At 62.9% G+C, this 15,647-nt stretch carries 15 protein-coding genes; 7 read left to right on the top strand and 8 right to left on the bottom strand.

Features of this window, described 5'->3' with window-relative positions; genetic code table 11:
• Positions 1-2: 2 nt before the first annotated feature.
• The gene (locus KIO74_RS18045; protein WP_213333150.1) at positions 3-1,313 is read right to left on the bottom strand and encodes an ROK family transcriptional regulator; all 1,311 of its coding nucleotides are present in this window, start codon (positions 1,311-1,313) and stop codon (positions 3-5) included.
• Positions 1,314-1,684: 371 nt separating this feature from the next.
• Here KIO74_RS18045 and KIO74_RS18040 point away from each other — a divergent pair, with 371 nt between their 5' ends.
• The 4 genes from KIO74_RS18040 to KIO74_RS18025 are packed head-to-tail and all read left to right on the top strand — an operon-like array spanning position 1,685 to position 6,111.
• Positions 1,685-2,581 carry a carbohydrate ABC transporter permease gene (locus KIO74_RS18040; RefSeq protein ID WP_213333149.1) on the top strand — a complete coding sequence of 299 codons (897 nt, stop codon included), beginning with the start codon at positions 1,685-1,687 and terminating at the stop codon, positions 2,579-2,581.
• Positions 2,578-3,441: a carbohydrate ABC transporter permease gene (locus tag KIO74_RS18035; protein WP_213333148.1), complete on the top strand. Its 864-nt coding sequence runs from the start codon at positions 2,578-2,580 to the stop codon at positions 3,439-3,441. Before KIO74_RS18040 ends, KIO74_RS18035 begins: the two co-directional genes overlap by 4 nt.
• A 5-nt stretch (positions 3,442-3,446) precedes the next feature.
• On the top strand, positions 3,447-5,000 hold the full coding sequence (gene argH / locus KIO74_RS18030) for an argininosuccinate lyase (RefSeq protein WP_249731049.1): 1,554 nt from the start codon (positions 3,447-3,449) through the stop codon (positions 4,998-5,000).
• A gap of 4 nt (positions 5,001-5,004) precedes the next feature.
• Positions 5,005-6,111 carry an ABC transporter ATP-binding protein gene (locus KIO74_RS18025; protein WP_213333147.1) on the top strand — a complete coding sequence of 369 codons (1,107 nt, stop codon included), beginning with the start codon at positions 5,005-5,007 and terminating at the stop codon, positions 6,109-6,111.
• A 97-nt stretch (positions 6,112-6,208) separates the two neighbouring features.
• Here KIO74_RS18025 and KIO74_RS18020 read toward each other — a convergent pair whose 3' ends face one another.
• Positions 6,209-6,862, bottom strand: coding sequence for a class I SAM-dependent methyltransferase (locus tag KIO74_RS18020; protein WP_213333146.1), 654 nt, complete (start codon positions 6,860-6,862; stop codon positions 6,209-6,211).
• Between the two features lie 22 nt (positions 6,863-6,884).
• Positions 6,885-8,084 (bottom strand): tRNA 2-thiouridine(34) synthase MnmA, encoded by a 1,200-nt coding sequence (gene mnmA, locus KIO74_RS18015; protein WP_213335777.1) that lies wholly within the window; start codon positions 8,082-8,084, stop codon positions 6,885-6,887.
• 468 nt (positions 8,085-8,552) lie between these two features.
• Between mnmA and sciP the strand changes: the two genes are divergently transcribed.
• Positions 8,553-8,828, top strand: coding sequence for a CtrA inhibitor SciP (gene sciP, locus KIO74_RS18010; protein WP_110374685.1), 276 nt, complete (start codon positions 8,553-8,555; stop codon positions 8,826-8,828).
• 283 nt (positions 8,829-9,111) lie between these two features.
• Positions 9,112-9,405, top strand: coding sequence for a helix-turn-helix domain-containing protein (locus KIO74_RS32680; RefSeq protein ID WP_213333145.1), 294 nt, complete (start codon positions 9,112-9,114; stop codon positions 9,403-9,405).
• 49 nt (positions 9,406-9,454) lie between these two features.
• Here KIO74_RS32680 and KIO74_RS18000 read toward each other — a convergent pair whose 3' ends face one another.
• From KIO74_RS18000 to KIO74_RS17990, 3 genes are all read right to left on the bottom strand, one after another.
• Positions 9,455-10,249, bottom strand: a complete 795-nt coding sequence (locus KIO74_RS18000) for a class I SAM-dependent methyltransferase (protein WP_249731047.1) — start codon at positions 10,247-10,249, stop codon at positions 9,455-9,457.
• Positions 10,250-10,294: 45 nt separating this feature from the next.
• Positions 10,295-11,260 carry a lysylphosphatidylglycerol synthase domain-containing protein gene (locus tag KIO74_RS17995; RefSeq protein ID WP_213333143.1) on the bottom strand — a complete coding sequence of 322 codons (966 nt, stop codon included), beginning with the start codon at positions 11,258-11,260 and terminating at the stop codon, positions 10,295-10,297.
• Positions 11,261-11,569: 309 nt separating this feature from the next.
• On the bottom strand, positions 11,570-11,986 hold the full coding sequence (locus tag KIO74_RS17990; RefSeq protein ID WP_213333142.1) for a flagellar export protein FliJ: 417 nt from the start codon (positions 11,984-11,986) through the stop codon (positions 11,570-11,572).
• Between the two features lie 702 nt (positions 11,987-12,688).
• On the opposite strand from KIO74_RS17990, the gene ctrA reads away from it, so the two are divergent.
• A complete protein-coding gene (gene ctrA / locus KIO74_RS17985) occupies positions 12,689-13,390 on the top strand; it encodes a response regulator transcription factor CtrA (RefSeq protein WP_110374681.1) in 702 nt (233 codons plus the stop codon).
• A 317-nt stretch (positions 13,391-13,707) separates the two neighbouring features.
• Here ctrA and KIO74_RS17980 read toward each other — a convergent pair whose 3' ends face one another.
• Together KIO74_RS17980 and KIO74_RS17975 are read right to left on the bottom strand one after the other, a co-directional pair.
• Positions 13,708-14,526 carry a CheR family methyltransferase gene (locus KIO74_RS17980; protein WP_213333141.1) on the bottom strand — a complete coding sequence of 273 codons (819 nt, stop codon included), beginning with the start codon at positions 14,524-14,526 and terminating at the stop codon, positions 13,708-13,710.
• A complete protein-coding gene (locus tag KIO74_RS17975) occupies positions 14,519-15,562 on the bottom strand; it encodes a chemotaxis protein CheB (RefSeq protein WP_213333140.1) in 1,044 nt (347 codons plus the stop codon). The genes KIO74_RS17980 and KIO74_RS17975 overlap by 8 nt, the downstream gene beginning before the upstream one ends.
• Between the last annotated feature and the right edge of the window lie 85 nt (positions 15,563-15,647).

Genomic DNA, 15,647 nt, shown 5'->3' with positions numbered 1-15,647 from the left:
GTTCATTGTGCGGCTCCACCATTCGTGGAGCGGGCCGTGGCATTCGGCAAACCTGCGCCCTGTCTGGCGCTCCGCAAGCCTTTCGGCACGCGCGCGGCGCGCGGCTGCGGGGTCAGGCCCCGGAAGAGAGGCAGCGTTGCGCCACCCAGCGCAGGCGACGCCCGACCGGCGCTGCCCATCATCACGCGCGGTTGCACCCTGTCCTTGCGCAAGCTGACCGTCGGCAGCAGCGGATCGAGCGCCGCGATCAAGGCCTTGAGTTCCGGCGGCGGCAAGGGGCCGCCCACCACGATGGTTTCCGGATCGAAGAGACTCTCGACCGTCGCGATAGCCATACGCAGGTAGCGGGCCGCGCTCTCCCGCCATTCGGCGACGATGTCGGGCCGGGTGGCGAACAGCCGCGCATCATCGGCCGCGGCCTCCGACAGTCCGGCTTCGCTCAGCCGCCGGCGCAGCGCGTCAAGGGATGCGTGGTCCTCCAGGGTGATCGGCGTCTCACCGTCCTGGGCAATGCCAACGACCATGCGGCCGATCTCGCCCGCATTCCCGAAAGCGCCGGTCGCAGGCTGCCCGTCGACGAACACCCCGCCGCCGACACCCTCGGCGATATAAAGATAAACGAAGCTCCTGAGATCCCGTGCCACACCGTGCAGATGCTCACCGATGGCGGCAGCGGAGGCGTCGTTGCCGACCAGAACCGGCAACTTCAGGGCCGCCGCATAGGCTCCACTGAAATCGGCCCGGGACCAGGCGGCCATGGAGAGCGGATCCGGCCCAAGATCGATGGGACCGAAGGGGCCGGGCAGCACGATGCCAACGCCCCAAAGCCGAGCCCTGTCGATAGCGGCGGCCGATACGAGCCGCTCGACCAGCCTGCACGCGCCGCCGATAGCCGTCTCAGGCGTCGCCGTATCGCAGGCCAGCACCGTCTCGTCGCGGATCTCCGCGCCGAGATCCGCCAACACGCCGGTGAGGCGGCCGTGCTCGACATGAATTCCCACCGCAAATCCGCCGTCGCGATTGATGGCGAGGTCGATCGGAGGCTGTCCCCGCGCCGATGCGCGACGACCGACAATCTTGAGAAGCCCTTCGCGGCACAGATCATCCGCGATGGAGGACAGCGTCTGCGCGGACAGGCCGGTCGTCGCCGCGAGCTCGGCCCGTGACGCCGCACCCTGCCGGCGCAAGGCATCCAGAATGACGCGGCGGTTGTGACCACGCCTGTCGAATGGAGCGAGGCCGGAAACGCTCATGCCCGTCATCTCTCCCGCCAGCTCAAGGTTCAATCGACATTCGGCATTCTCATCCGTCATGGCCGGGCTTGTCCCTGAAGTCGGGCTTGCCCGACTTCAGCTTATTCAATGCGGAACTGGGCAACAGCCGAGTTCCGTTGCCATCCCGATGAACTGAGGCACCTTTCCAGTCGGGATCACCGGGACAAGCCCGGTGATGACGGTGGTGTCGCTTGGGCCATTCCTGAATGACCATTGGTCCTTAGGGCCTTCATTCGCAGCGCATCGCGGCTGACACTTGCATAATGACGTGGCTCACGTATTAAATCAACAATCCTGATTTAATCGGGCTGGACCATGATCGGCGCAACAGGCGCCCAAGCGACGCGTCACAAGGAACTTCGACGCGTCATAGGAACGTCGTGGGACGAACGTGGGGAACAGGCGGAGCGATGCGGATCTATAGCAATCTCACGGTCGAGAAGAAGCAGGCGGTCTGGGCCTGGGCCTTTCTGGCCATTCCCATCGTCTTCTTCGGATTGATCCGTTTCTACCCGGCCTTCGAGTCCTTCGGGATCGCCTTCACGCGCTGGAACCTGTTGTCACCGCCGGAATTCATCGGGTTGGACAACTTCCGGCAGATGATCCACGATCCGGTCTTCTGGCAGACCCTGAAGAACACGTTCCTCTATCTGATCCTCGGCACGCCGATCAGCCTCCTCCTCGCCTTCGTCATCGCCTACTATCTGGATCAGGTGCGCTTCGGCCACGGCTTCATCCGCGCGCTTTACTTCATGCCGCATCTCACGACGACAGTGGCGATGGCCTGGGTATGGCGCTGGTTCTACCAGCCGATGCCGGTCGGGCTCTTCAACAACATGCTGGCCTCGGTCGGCTTTGACGTGCAGCCCTTCCTGCGCTCGACCACACAGGCTCTGCCGGCGGTCCTTGCGCCCGCGATCTGGGCCGGGCTCGGTTTCCAGGTGGTGCTGTTCCTCGCGGGCCTGCGCGCCATCCCGTCCAGCTACTACGAGGCGGCGCGCATTGACGGCGCCGGCCGCTGGATGATCCTGCGCGAGATCACCCTGCCCTTGCTGCGCCCGACCATCGTCTTCCTCCTGGTGATCTCGTCGATCGGCTTCCTGCGCATCTTCGACCATGTCTACAACATGACGGACAATGGCGCCGGCGGCCCCTTGAACTCGACGCGGCCGCTCGTGCTGAACATCTACGACACGGCCTTCCGCTCGTTCCAGATGGGCTATGCGGCCGCGCAAACGCTCGTGCTGTTCATCATCCTTCTGGTGATCAGCCTCTTGCAGCTACGCCTGATGAGGGGCCGCCCATGACCCACGCCTCGGACACCACCACCGCGCGCGGCTGGTCCCTCGGGACGGTCATCCACCCCGGCCGCATCGTCGCCTGGACGCTGCTCGCCATGGGCGCCATCGTCATGATGGTGCCTCTCGTCTATATGGTGGCCACCTCTTTCAAATATCCGAACGAGGTCTATGAGCTCAACATCATCCCCCATGAGCCGACACTCGATAACTACACCTATATCTTTCAGAATACGCGTTTCGGCATCTGGTTCGTGAACTCGCTCGTCACCAGCACGCTCGTGACGATCTCGGTCATCTTCTTCGACAGCCTCGTCGGCTACACCCTGGCGAAGTTCAAGTTTCGCGGGCGCGAGTTCATCTTCATCGCGATCCTCACCACACTGATGATCCCGACCGAGATGCTCATCGTGCCGTGGTATATCATGGCGAAGAACTTCGGCTGGCTGAACAGCTACTGGGGCATCATGTTCCCCGGCCTCATCACGGGCTTCGGCGTGTTCCTCATGCGGCAGTTCTTCTCCGGCATTCCGGACGACTACATCCATGCCGCGCGCATCGACGGGCTCAACGAATTCCAGATCTGGTGGAAGGTGGCGATGCCGCTCGTCACGCCGGCCCTGTCGGCGCTCGCCATCTTCACCTTTCTCGGCAACTGGACGGCCTTCCTCTGGCCGCTGATCGCCACCAACGACCGCGCGCTCTACACGGTCCCCGTCGGCCTCGCCTCGTTCTCCGGCGAATTCCTGTCGGACTGGGAACTTATCATGACGGGCGCCACGCTCGCGACGCTGCCGACCCTGATCGTCTTCATCATCTTCCAACGCTACATCATCCGCGGCGTCGTGCTGGCCGGGCTGAAGGGATAATCGTTATGAGCGTTTCGACAGGCACTCCGGCCGTGATGGGCGGCGATGACCGCTTTCCCGCTCCCGTCTACGCCGAAACCGTGCTGGCACCCGGCTTCATGCATAGCCAGAAGCACCTGGTCGGCCACCTCCTGCGCCTGCATCGCGCCCATGCGGCGATGCTGGCCGAGCAAGGTCTTCTTGAAGCGCAGCAGGCCGCCGCCCTGTTCAAGGCGCTCGACAGGGTGGAAGCGACATTTGCCGGGTTGACCGCGCCCGTGGCCTATACCGGCGAATATGAAGACCTCTTCTTCTATATCGAGAAGCTGATCGCCCAGGATATCGCGGCCCAGAAGGTCGATCCCGACGTGGCCGGCCGCCTGCACACCGGGCGCTCGCGCAACGACATCGACCATACCCTGTTCAAGATGGCGCTGCGCGAACGGCTCGACACGCTCGGCACGGCGGTGCTCGATCTCGTCGACACGCTCATCGCGCGGGCCCGCGCCGATGCCGGCACGATCATCCTGGCCTACACCCACGGCCAGCCGGCGCAGCCATCGACCTACGGCCATTATCTCGGCGCCGTCATCGAGACCCTGCTGCGCGACTTCAATAGGCTGATGGAAGCGCGGGCGGTGGTGGACCTCTCCCCCCTCGGCGCGGCGGCCATCACGACAACAGGCTTCCCGCTCGATCGCCAGCGCGTGGCTGACCTGCTCGGCTTTCCCGTCATCCTGCGCAATTCCTACGGTTGCATCGCCGGCGCGGACTACACCGCCGCGACTTACGGCGCCATCAAGCTGATGGCCCTCAGCCTCGGCCGTTTCGCGCAGGACATGGGCTATTGGACCGCCTACGAGGTCGGCCAGCTGCGCTTCTCCGATGGTTTCGTGCAGATCTCCTCGATCATGCCGCAAAAGCGCAATCCCGTGCCGGTGGAGCACATGCGCCTCCTTGCCTCGCTCACCGCCGGCCATGCCGATGCGGTGCTGCTGGCCCTCCACAACACGCCGTTCATCGACATGAACGACAACGAGCACGAGGTCCATGGCGCGGGCTACGAGGCCTTCGCGACAGCCCATCGTGTGCTTGCGCTGATGGCGGGTGTCGTGCAGTCAGCCGAAATCAACGGCCGGCGCGTGCGCGCCAATATCGAAGCGTCCTACGCCACCATCACCGAACTCGCGGATTCCCTGGTTCGCGAGGAGAACCTGCCCTTCTCCAAGGCCCACCACATCGCCGCGACCCTCGCCCGCCACATGCAGGCCTCGGGAGAGACATTGTCGAACGTGCCGTACCAGACTTTCGTCCGGATTTTCGCGGAGACGGCGGGACGTGAACCCACCTTCGACGAGGCAACCTTCCGCCGCGTGACGACACCGGAGCATTTCGTGGCCGTGCGCGAGCTGCCGGGCGGTCCGGCGCCGGAGGCGATGGCCGAGAGCCTTGCCATCTACACCGGCGAAGCCGCCGACGCGCGGGCCGTCATCGCCGCCCACCGGGCGCGGGACGCAGCTTCCAAGGAACTTCTGGCGGACGCGATGGCGACGCTCATGACCACCGCGACCGGGGCCTGAAACCATGGCTGAACTCACCCTGAAGAACGTCGTCAAGCGCTATGGCAATATCGAGATCGTCCATGGCATCAGCCTGGACATCAAGGACGGAGAGTTCGTCGTCCTGGTCGGGCCGTCCGGTTGCGGCAAATCCACCACGCTCCGGATGATCGCCGGGCTGGAGAGCCTGAGCGCCGGCACCATCTCCATCGGCGACCGGGTGGTCAATACGCTGGAGCCCAAGGACAGGAACATTGCCATGGTGTTCCAGAACTACGCGCTCTATCCGCATATGACGGTGTTCCGCAACATCGCCTTCGGCTTGCATGCGGCCAAGCTGCCCAAGGACGCCATTGACAGGAAGGTGCGTGAGGCGGCCAAGCTGCTCGGCCTTTCCGAGCTTCTGGAGCGGCGTCCGAATGAATTGTCCGGCGGCCAGCGGCAGCGCGTCGCCATGGGGCGCGCGATCGTGCGCGACCCGACCGTGTTCCTGTTCGATGAGCCCTTGTCCAACCTCGACGCGCAATTGCGCGGCCAGATGCGCACGGAGATCAAGCGGCTGCATCAGTCGATCGGCACGACGATCGTCTATGTCACCCATGATCAGGTGGAAGCAATGACGCTTGCCGATCGGATCGTCATCATGCGTGACGGCCGCATCGAGCAGGTCGGCACGCCGCTCGACGTCTTCCACGCGCCGGTCAGCACCTTCGTCGCCGGCTTCATCGGCACGCCGACGATGAATCTCATCGGGTTGCCCGTTCTAAGGTCCGAAGGCGGCCCCGCCATCGCCTTCGGTGAGCAGGCCGTCCTGCCGCTCTCGCCGGAGGCGAACGCGCGCCTTGGCAACCGGGAGCACGTGACCGTGGGCATCCGCCCCGATGACCTCGCGATCACCCCGGCCACGGCCGGGCATGGCGACCAGGCCGGACGGCTGGAGGGCACGGTGGTGATCGCGGAGCCGCTCGGTGTCACCACGCAGGTGATTGCGAAGGTCGGCGACCACGAATTGGTGGGCATGGCTGACGGCCGTTTTGTTCCGCAAGCCGGCGAGCCGGTAGCGCTCACCTGCGATGTCTCGCGGCTTCATCTTTTCGATCCGAAGACTGAGAGATCGCTCGCCGTTGGATAACGGTGAGCTGCGACCCGCCAAGGCATCGGCTTTGCCCGAAAACCGAATTCCGCTTTTCGGGCCGATGCTTCAGAGCCGCTCGGCTCAATAGCCCCGCTCAGCTCTTCTTGCGCAGCCGCAGCACCTTGAAGAAGCCGAGGGGGAAGGCCGGCGTCAGCGACAGCACCTCGACGTCGCCACGAGCCTTCGCCCAATCCTCGATGCGCCGGGCTTTGAAGGCGGAACTCCAGCCAAGGCGGCTCGCCAGCGGCGCGACGGCTTCCTCGACACGCGCGACCGGACCATCGGGCACGCCGAAATGGTTGGCGAGCACGATCTCGCCGCCGGGCCGGAGAACGCGCAGCATCTCGTCCAGCGCCGCCTCCGGATGCGGGACCAGCGTGATCAGGAATTGCGCGACCACGGCGTCGAAGGTGGCATCGGCGAAGCCAAGGCGACAGGCATCCATTACCGCCAGCAGCTTCACATGGCTCCAGTGGTTCTTGCGCGCCTTCTCGACCGCGCGCTTGAGCATATGGGCAGAAAGATCGACGCCCGTTATGCGCGCATTGACGGGATAGTCCCCGAGCGAGAGACCGGTGCCCACCCCGACTTCGAGGATATCGCGCCCACAAGCCAGCGCGGCATCGACCGCGTCACGCCGCGCCGGCGCGGTGATACCGTCATAGACAAGGTCATAGACCGGGGCCCAACGCGCGTAGGCTTTGCGCATGAGCGTCATGTCGGGCTGAGCGTATCGTACCTCTGCCATGCTGGCCGTCTTCCTATCCTCGTTATGGCAAGGAACGCGCCAGAGTGGCGTCGGTTCGCAACATCGGCTCAGCCGGGGGGCCGAGACGCTGGGAGAGCGGCCGGGCGGCCGCACGGATGGTACCCCCGCCGAGGACGCGGGCATCAGGACCTGCACTGTCGTAAAGCACGCAGGCCTGGCCGGGCGCGACGCCCTCCTCGGGATCCAGCAGGGTCACCTCCGCGCCGTCGAGCGTGGCGCGCACCAGAGCCGGCCGCGGCTTGCGCGTCGAACGCACGCGGGCTGCAACCTCGTGCACGGCATCACCATCGAGAGGCACGTCACCGAGCCAGTTCATGGCGTTGAGACTGATCGTCCGCGTCGCCAGCAGTTCCCGTGGGCCGACTACGACCTCGCCCCGCTCAGCATCCAGCTTGACCACATAGAGCGGCTCGCCCACGGACAGGCCAAGTCCGCGCCTCTGGCCTACCGTATAATGGATGATGCCATTATGACGGCCGAGAACGCGGCCGTTGTGGTCCACGATATCGCCCGGCGTCACCGCGCCTGGCTTCAAGCGCTCGATCACCTCGGTATAGCGGCCGCTTGGCACGAAGCAGATATCCTGACTATCCGGCTTCTCCGCGATGGCTAGCCCAAAATCGTGCGCGAGCTTGCGCACATCCGGTTTCAGCATGCCGCCAAGGGGGAAACGCAGGAAGTCGAGCTGCGCCTGCGTGGTGGCATAGAGGAAATAGCTCTGGTCACGATCGGGATCGGCGGCGCGATAAAGCCCGCGCCCGCCCTGCGGCATCGGCCGGGTCACGACATAATGGCCAGTCGCCAGGACGTCGGCGCCGAGGTCGCGGGCGGTCTCCAGGAGTTCGGCGAACTTGATCGAGCGATTGCACTCGACACAAGGAATGGGGGTCTCGCCCGCGAGATAGCTCTCCGCGAAACGCGCCATGACCTCGTCGCGGAATCGGCTTTCATAATCCAGCACATAGTGGGGGATATCGAGCCGCTCGGCCACGCGGCGCGCATCGTGGATGTCCTGGCCGGCGCAGCACGCGCCACGGCGGTGGGTTGCTTCGCCATGGTCATAGAGCTGGAGCGTGATGCCAATGACCTCGTAGCCTTGGCTCTTCAGCAGCGCGGCCACCACCGATGAATCCACACCTCCCGACATCGCGACCACGACGCGCGTGTCGGCAGGGGTCTTCGGCAGATCGAGACTATTCACCATATCTTGCCTTCAGCGGCGGCTAGCGGTCGTCAGCTGGGCCGCCTCGCCTCTGCTTATCACATCTGAACGGATCTTCCACAACGGCCTGCTGTCTGCCGCCATCGTTGGTGCTGCCACAGATACGAAGACGAAATCGCTCCCAGCTTACGGCCTACGCACCCTGCATCCAGTGTTCTATAAGCGCCATCGATCCGGCTTTCCAGACCTGGACCCGCGTCTGCGTCCATTTCACCCCAGCCATGAAGGTGGGGAAAACGGGCCATTTGCGATGCCGGAAGGCAGGCCGGTTGGCCGCTAGCACACGACTTTGGCATTCGGGGGAATCGGCGCAATGATCTGAATCAACTGCCCTCCTGCCGAAATCCCGCCGCAAGTTCCGGAAATAATTGCGCCTTTAGTCAAATCTTAAGCGCAGCACTCTAGTGTTGGGGATAACAAGGGTTAGTCGATTAGTGTGAGCGTATCATGACCGAACCCCACCGCCCGAGGGTGAAGTACGTCATCGGGCCTGATGGCAGTCCTCTGACGATTGCGGATCTGCCGCCCTCGAATACCAAGCGATGGGTCATCCGTCGCAAAGCAGAAGTCGTCGCGGCTGTGCGAGGCGGCCTCCTCAGTCTTGATGAGGCGTGCCAACGTTACACACTGACCGTCGAGGAATTCCTCGGCTGGCAGGAATCTATCGATCGCCATGGCTTGGCCGGTTTACGGACCACGCGCATTCAGCACTATCGTCAATAGCGCCTCCGCGTTCTGAGAAGGCGGAAGCGACGAACCACCTGAGCGATTCGCACCACCATAACTACCGGATGGCCAGCTGCGTCGCAAGGAACTTACCGTGTGTAGCTCATGAAAATCCCGACTACGCGGCATTGTGGTGCCGCGCGGTCGGGGTCGTGAGTAGGCCGGTCTCCTGAGCCTGTGGCCTACGGTCCGCCCGTGAGACGGCTGTTAACCAAACCCTAACCATACCCCGCCGATTGTTATCGCTCGATGTAAAGCCGAGCGTGACGGGAGTGTGTAGGTGCCATTGGCGTCGTTAGGGTCATCATGGGGTAAGGGAACGGGCCGCGGCCAGTCGAGCGGAACGATTTCCAAGCTCGCGCCTTCCAGCCAGCCGGAAGATCATCCCTTCGTCGGCGCTACCGTCGCCGAGGTCGAGCAGGGACTGATCCTTGCTACGCTGGACTATTGCGAGGGCAATCGCACCTCAGCCGCCAGGATACTCGGCATTTCGCTGCGAAGCCTCCACAACAAGCTGACGAGCTATAACGCCGCCGGAATGAGCGTTCCCGCGCCGCGGCCACGGACACGCTGAGGCATCTCTCGAAAATCGCGCGGCCACCTCGGCGTTGAGCGCCCTGCGGTCACCGCTTGCGCAGCCACAGGCTGGTTTCGTGAGCGCCGGACTGGAGCGGCAGCCGCGCAAGGACGGTCTCGTTGACGCGGGCCGCCATGCGCGTTGCCACATAACGGCTCGCGAACAACGTTTCATAGCCCCCGCCCTGCATCAGGGCCCCCACCACGAGCTGTTCGTTGTACCCGCGCCAGTCCCATTCCGCCGGATAGGCGTCCGGCAGGAATATGTCATGGATATGCACGACAACCCCGGGCGTGACGCGCGGCAGGATATCGAGCAGCAGACGATCGACATCGCCCCCCGGCATCGCCACATGGCTTGAGTCGATGAAGAGGATGTCCCCGGCCTCCAGACTGGTGATCAGCTCTGGAGCGACCTCCTCGACGACCTTGGCGTGATGAGTGATCGGCAGAGCCTTGATGGACGCGCGCGGCGCGGGGTCGATGGCGGTGATCCGTGTTGGCAGGCCGCCGTCGCTGACCGCGCGCGCCAGAAAGCGCGTCGAGTGACCAGAGCCGATTTCGACGATCCGGTTCGGTCGGAGGCTGCGGACAAGGGCGTAGGCCGCCGCCGCGTCCAGGCGGGGAAACCACATCTGCCCCCAGCGCAGGCCCTCACCTTCGACGGGAATAGCGGACAAGGCCGCGGCATGCCGCTCGATCTCACCCAGCAGGGCCTCGAATTGTTCCGTTGCCGCCGTGAAGAGAGGCTCGAGCGCCGCATAGGGCTCTCGCCGCGCCGGCCGCGCATAGCGATAGGGTATGAAATACCCGCTGCGGGCCGCCCCCGCGAGGGTCCGCAATCCAAGCCAAAAACGCCTCAGCCGTCGCCCGCTCACCGTGATCGATCAGGCTCTGTCGACGGGACTGCGCGCCAGGCGATCCTGCATAGTCTTCGCCAGTCGCGACCGCTCGAAGAGGATGACGACGATCGTCGAGAACCCGAGTGGGATGAGGAGATAGAGCAGACGAAACACGAGCAGGGCTGCCAGCACGTCTGTCTGGTTCATCTCGGGCATCGCGCTGATGAAAACGAACTCGAGCACGCCAAGTCCGCCGGGCGCGTGCGAGATCAGAGCGGCCGAGAAAGAAGCGAGGAACACGCCGAGCACGATGAAGAAGCCGGGATTGCCGGCCTCCGGCAGGGCGAAATAAATGATGCCCGCCGCGCCGATCAGCTCGAGCGGGGCTGCGAACAGCTGGCGTACCGTGATCTTCAGGCGCGGATAATAGATGGAGAACTGGCCGATCTTGACCGGCTTGAACTCTTTCCAGGACCCGAGCACATATAGCGCCACCAGCACCAGCATGCCGATGCCGATCAGCCTTGCCATCCAGATGGGCACATCGAACAGCCGCAGCACCACTTCCGGCTCACCCACGAGCACAAGACCGCCGAGCAGGACCGTGCCGAGCGCGAAGGTGAAGGAGCAAAGCGCGACGAGCACGCCGATCTCGGCCACTGACAACCCCATCGTGCCATAGGCACGGAACCGGACCATGGCGCCTGAGAGCACCGAGGCACCGATATTGTGCGAGAGGGCATAGGTGGTGAAGGAAACCAGGGAGATGACGAACCACGAAAGCTTGCGGCCGAGATGCAGCAAGGCAATCCGATCGTACCAGGCAAGCGCGCCATAAGCCACGATCGTGGCCGCCACCGCAAGGACCCAACGGTGGAAGGGAATCGCCGCGACACTCGCTACGACCTCACTCGCCGAGATATCTTTCAACTCTCGGTAGAGAAGCCAAAACGAAAACACAACCGCAAGCAGGCCGACTACCGGCCAGACATACTCAAGCGTCTTCTTCATGGACTCACGATGCCAGCTCTCTGTCCCCTGCCCGGTGCCGACATGTCATCCCATGCCCAACGCCGTATGTTTCCTGGCATCTGTGCCCGAGCAGACCCTCCCCCGCAAGCTGTTCTTACGTCGCGGCCTTCAAAAAAATCGACAAACTCGACCTCACGCATCCCCCAAGGACCAACCGCGGGACGGCGACAGGGCATGGGGGCCCGCTCAGCAGCCGTCGGACCGGCCGAACGCCGCCTGAAATGCCGCGATCGCGTCGCGGCCAGTGACACCGGCAGCCCGCGGTAACCGGCGCCGGACTATCGTGGGTCAGAAGCTGGCGGTCGAGCTCGCCGAGAACGCTTTCGCTTCAAAGACCGCTTGATCGCGCGGTGCTTCTGCAGTGCGAAACCGGACCTGCTCGCGGTCCTCCAACTGCTCCGCCTTGGTGAGATCCGCCGTTGCCGCATCCATATCGGACTTCGCCTCGCTGAGCTGCTCCTGCAACTCGTCCGCGGAACGGCGAAGATTGTCTCGGCGCTGGGCCGCCGCCTTCGCGTAGGTCGGATAGGCGAAATGATTCTGGTCAGTGATACCCGCGCGGCTTTCCTCGCTCGCGATTTCTCGCTCAAGATCGGACGCGACGCGCGTGAATTCGGCGATCATCATCTCGATTTGCATGACGCGCCGACGCTTTTCATCGACTTGGAAGCGCTTGAGGCGCACCAGGCTTTCCCGCGGTTTCATTGCCGAAAGACTCCTTGAACACGCATACTGTGCACCCGCGGCGCACCCAAGCGCACCACAGAATGGCCATCATCAGCATTACTCAAGGAAGTTGATCGAATGTTACCTTTGCTGGTCGGCGAAGGCTTTCCTTACCGTCAAGAGCCTGACAACAGAACAGAATCGGCGGTAGCCCTCACTTGAAAGCCGTGCTCCGCCTACGAATGCCTACCAAGCGTTGTAGGAGAAGCACACCTTCGCGCAAGCTTGTGGGCTCATCTTCCATCGGCAGGGGGCGAGAGGCTATGGTTCCTCGTCGGTCCCTTAATTTTTTTCGCTTCGATTAGCTCGCGTTCATATTTGTTGCCCCGTCGTCAACCTTTCATTTACCTGCATCGTTAAGAGTATTCTCAGCGTTCGAGATGCTGCGAAGCGGTGCGATGAACGAACCGCTTGAGTCACTTAATCCAATTTCTTCAACCATGGCGCGAACAGGATGCAAGCCCAAAACGAGCTCAACATCAACGTTCTGCGTTGGTTAATGGAAGTTTCGGCTGATGGTGCTTGCGCGATGGAATTAGGTTTTGTTATCCATTTACGAGTAGCGTCGCGAGTCGGATTAAAGTGGGAGATTGGGCGTGCACTCCGCCCTGTTCCGGGAGCTGCGTTAACGCATCGGGACTTGGCCGGTGAGGCCGGTGGAGCGAGGTTGGGGATCTGACAATGCGCGTACTGCTTATCGAAGATGACAGCGCTACGGCGCAGAGCATCGAATTGATGCTCAAGTCTGAGAACTTTAACGTCTACACGACCGATCTCGGCGAAGAAGGCGTCGATCTCGGAAAGTTGTATGACTACGATATCATCCTTCTGGATCTCAATTTGCCCGACATGTCGGGCTACGAGGTCCTGCGCAGTCTGCGTGTGGCGAAGGTCAAGACGCCAATCCTTATCCTTTCCGGTCTTGCCGGCATTGAGGACAAGGTGAAAGGTCTCGGCTTCGGCGCCGACGACTATCTGACAAAGCCCTTCCATAAGGACGAGCTCGTTGCGCGTATCCACGCGATCGTCCGGCGTTCGAAGGGCCATGCCCAGTCGGTCATCAATACCGGCGACCTGGTGGTCAATCTGGACACCAAGACGGTCGAGGTCGGTCAGAACCGCGTTCACCTGACCGGCAAAGAGTACCAGATGCTTGAGCTGCTGAGCCTCCGCAAGGGGACCACGCTCACCAAGGAGATGTTCCTCAATCATCTCTACGGCGGCATGGACGAGCCGGAACTCAAGATCATCGACGTGTTCATTTGCAAGCTCCGCAAGAAGCTCGCGAATGCATCGAGTGGTAAGAACTATATCGAGACCGTCTGGGGACGCGGCTATGTGCTGCGCGAGCCCAATGAGGTCGAGGAGCGTCTCGCGGTTTGATCGAGGTGGTCTTGTCACCTCGAACCTGCTCGACACACAAGCTCCAAATTCGTCATTAACGCAGATCAGCGACAGAGCCCTCAGTAGCCTCGGGGAAACTGGGTCGCTGGTTGAGCGTAGTTGCACGCAATCAAGAACTTGCAAAAAGCTTGTATGCGTAAAGTCCCATCCAAAGCCCCGCCTCTGGCGGGGCTTTTTATTTCTAGCCGCCTGATCGCTCCCCGTTGGACTTGGAGCTGGCAGACCCGGAGCTGGCAGACCCGGAGCTGGTCCGTCTGTTGCGGATTTCCGCGCTCAGAATTGGGCAGCAGATCCGATCAGCGGCAACCCGCGCGGCCATAGATCCCTTTTAGCGCGGCATCGGCAACGATGCCCTCGGTCAAGCCAAGCGGGGTTTCGACCCCGCCCAGGATCAGCTTGCCATCATTGGCGAGCCGCGCGACGGCACGCTCAAGCACATCGCGCTTGGTCCGATCATCAAGATACATCAGTACGTTACGACAAAGTATGAGATCAAACGTGCCAAGATCGCTGAAATCATCCAGCAGATTGATGCGAGAAAAATCCACCATCGCGGTCAGGTCAGCATTGATCTGCCAGAGGTCGCCCAGCTGGGTGAAATGCTTGAGGAGCATCTGGATAGGCAATCCCCGCTGCACTTCAAAATGCGTGTAAAGCCCCTTGCGGCCTCGCTCCAGGGCAACCTCCGACAGATCCGTGGCGACGATGTCAACCGTCCAGCCCTCAAGGCGCGGCGCCAGACCGGCGAGCATCATGGCGATTGAATAGGCCTCCTGCCCAGTCGACGCGGCCGCGGACCAAATGCGCAGGCGCCGACTGGAGGCCCGCGCTTCGACGAGGCGGGGGAGCACCGTTTCATGAATCTGGGCAAAGAGCGTCTTGTCGCGGAAGAAGAACGTCTCCTGAATCACCATCGCCTCGACGACGGCTGCCTCGATCTCGGGATGAGAGCCGTTGCGCAGGATGGCAACAACCTCGGCGGGATCAACCAGACCAAAGCGTCTGCACACCGCGGGAAGGCGGCTCCTGGCCAGATAGTGGCCGTCGCTGTTCAGAACCATGCCCGACCGCGCACGCAGGAAGGAACTGAGAAACTGATAATCAGCTTCAGTCATGGCGCAGCATGTCCGGCCAATACGTTTTCGCGGTGGCTGCCATCTGATCGAGCGGCACGACCGCGGAAGCAAGGCCTGCGCGGGCCACACTACCGGGCATCCCCCAAACCGTGCTCGTCGCCTCGTCCTGGACCAGTATGGGCGCGCCGACGGCGGACAAGGCGGTTGCCCCCCGGAGCCCGTCCTGCCCCATGCCCGTAAGAATGATCGAGAGAATCGCACAGCCATAGACCTCTGCGGCATCGCCGAGCAGAAGATCCGCCGACGGCTTGCAGGAATTGACCGGCGGGCCGTCATCGAGCCAGGCCACGACGCTCCTTCCCGCTTTCCTCAACCGCAAGTGCCGATGTCCAGGCGCCACATAAACGGCCCCGGCACGAATATGTTCGCCGTCCGCCACCTCCGCCGCCCTACAGCCACACAGAGCGCCGATCTGGCTGGCAAGGCCGGCGATCAGAATCGTTGGCATATGTTGGAGAATGATGATCGGAACGCTCCGCACGAGCGCGGGGCCAAGTTCGCGCATGACGATCGCGAGCGCCTGCGGCCCTCCGGTGGAGGCGCTGATAATGATGCATCTGGGTTGGGTGCTGCTGGGCTCGGCGCGTCGCAGACCGGGAATGACCATTCGCGTCCGCTCCTGGGGGCGTGCGGCGACCGTCCTGATCTTGCCGATAAGGGCCCGGACAAAGCAGTCGCGCGTCTCCCGGACCGGCCTTCCTCGCGCCCGCGCCGGCAGCATGATGCCGGCAGCCGCGCCACGCGACAGGCAGCGCAGGCTGAGATCGGCGCTTTGCGGCGCCTCGCCTACCATGACGATGATTGCGACAGCGGGTTTCACCGCAAGGATGAGCTGAAGCGCGGCCATGCCGTCGAAGGTGCCTGCGGTCACATCAAGCAGCACGACATGCGGATCGAGCACGTTGAGCTCATCAAGCACCCCGCTGATGGTTGGAAAATGCGCGACAACATTCACCGCCTGACGCAGATGTCCGATCGCCGCTTCGTCGAACATCGACGTCGCACCGATGACCATGACCCTTGTTGGATCATCTGATTTTCGCTGACTGGTAGGCATACCCCCTCCGCCTATGCCGCAGGCTGCCTGTTGACGCACATGG

It is taken from the genome of Chelatococcus sp. HY11, assembly GCF_018398335.1.
GTDB lineage: Bacteria > Pseudomonadota > Alphaproteobacteria > Rhizobiales > Beijerinckiaceae > Chelatococcus.
Note: the sequence above shows the minus strand (reverse complement) of the source record. Positions and strands in the feature narration are given on the sequence as shown.

What these genes read in the sequence shown, in the direction of transcription:
- KIO74_RS18045 (WP_213333150.1), bottom strand. Translation starts at nt 1,313, where the DNA reads ATGACGGATGAGAATGCCGAATGTCGATTGAACCTTGAGCTGGCGGGA.
- KIO74_RS18040 (WP_213333149.1), top strand. Translation starts at nt 1,685, where the DNA reads ATGCGGATCTATAGCAATCTCACGGTCGAGAAGAAGCAGGCGGTCTGG.
- KIO74_RS18035 (WP_213333148.1), top strand. Translation starts at nt 2,578, where the DNA reads ATGACCCACGCCTCGGACACCACCACCGCGCGCGGCTGGTCCCTCGGG.
- argH (WP_249731049.1), top strand. Translation starts at nt 3,447, where the DNA reads ATGAGCGTTTCGACAGGCACTCCGGCCGTGATGGGCGGCGATGACCGC.
- KIO74_RS18025 (WP_213333147.1), top strand. Translation starts at nt 5,005, where the DNA reads ATGGCTGAACTCACCCTGAAGAACGTCGTCAAGCGCTATGGCAATATC.
- KIO74_RS18020 (WP_213333146.1), bottom strand. Translation starts at nt 6,862, where the DNA reads ATGGCAGAGGTACGATACGCTCAGCCCGACATGACGCTCATGCGCAAA.
- sciP (WP_110374685.1), top strand. Translation starts at nt 8,553, where the DNA reads ATGACCGAACCCCACCGCCCGAGGGTGAAGTACGTCATCGGGCCTGAT.
- KIO74_RS17995 (WP_213333143.1), bottom strand. Translation starts at nt 11,260, where the DNA reads ATGAAGAAGACGCTTGAGTATGTCTGGCCGGTAGTCGGCCTGCTTGCG.
- KIO74_RS17990 (WP_213333142.1), bottom strand. Translation starts at nt 11,986, where the DNA reads ATGAAACCGCGGGAAAGCCTGGTGCGCCTCAAGCGCTTCCAAGTCGAT.
- ctrA (WP_110374681.1), top strand. Translation starts at nt 12,689, where the DNA reads ATGCGCGTACTGCTTATCGAAGATGACAGCGCTACGGCGCAGAGCATC.
- KIO74_RS17980 (WP_213333141.1), bottom strand. Translation starts at nt 14,526, where the DNA reads ATGACTGAAGCTGATTATCAGTTTCTCAGTTCCTTCCTGCGTGCGCGG.
- KIO74_RS17975 (WP_213333140.1), bottom strand. Translation starts at nt 15,562, where the DNA reads ATGGTCATCGGTGCGACGTCGATGTTCGACGAAGCGGCGATCGGACAT.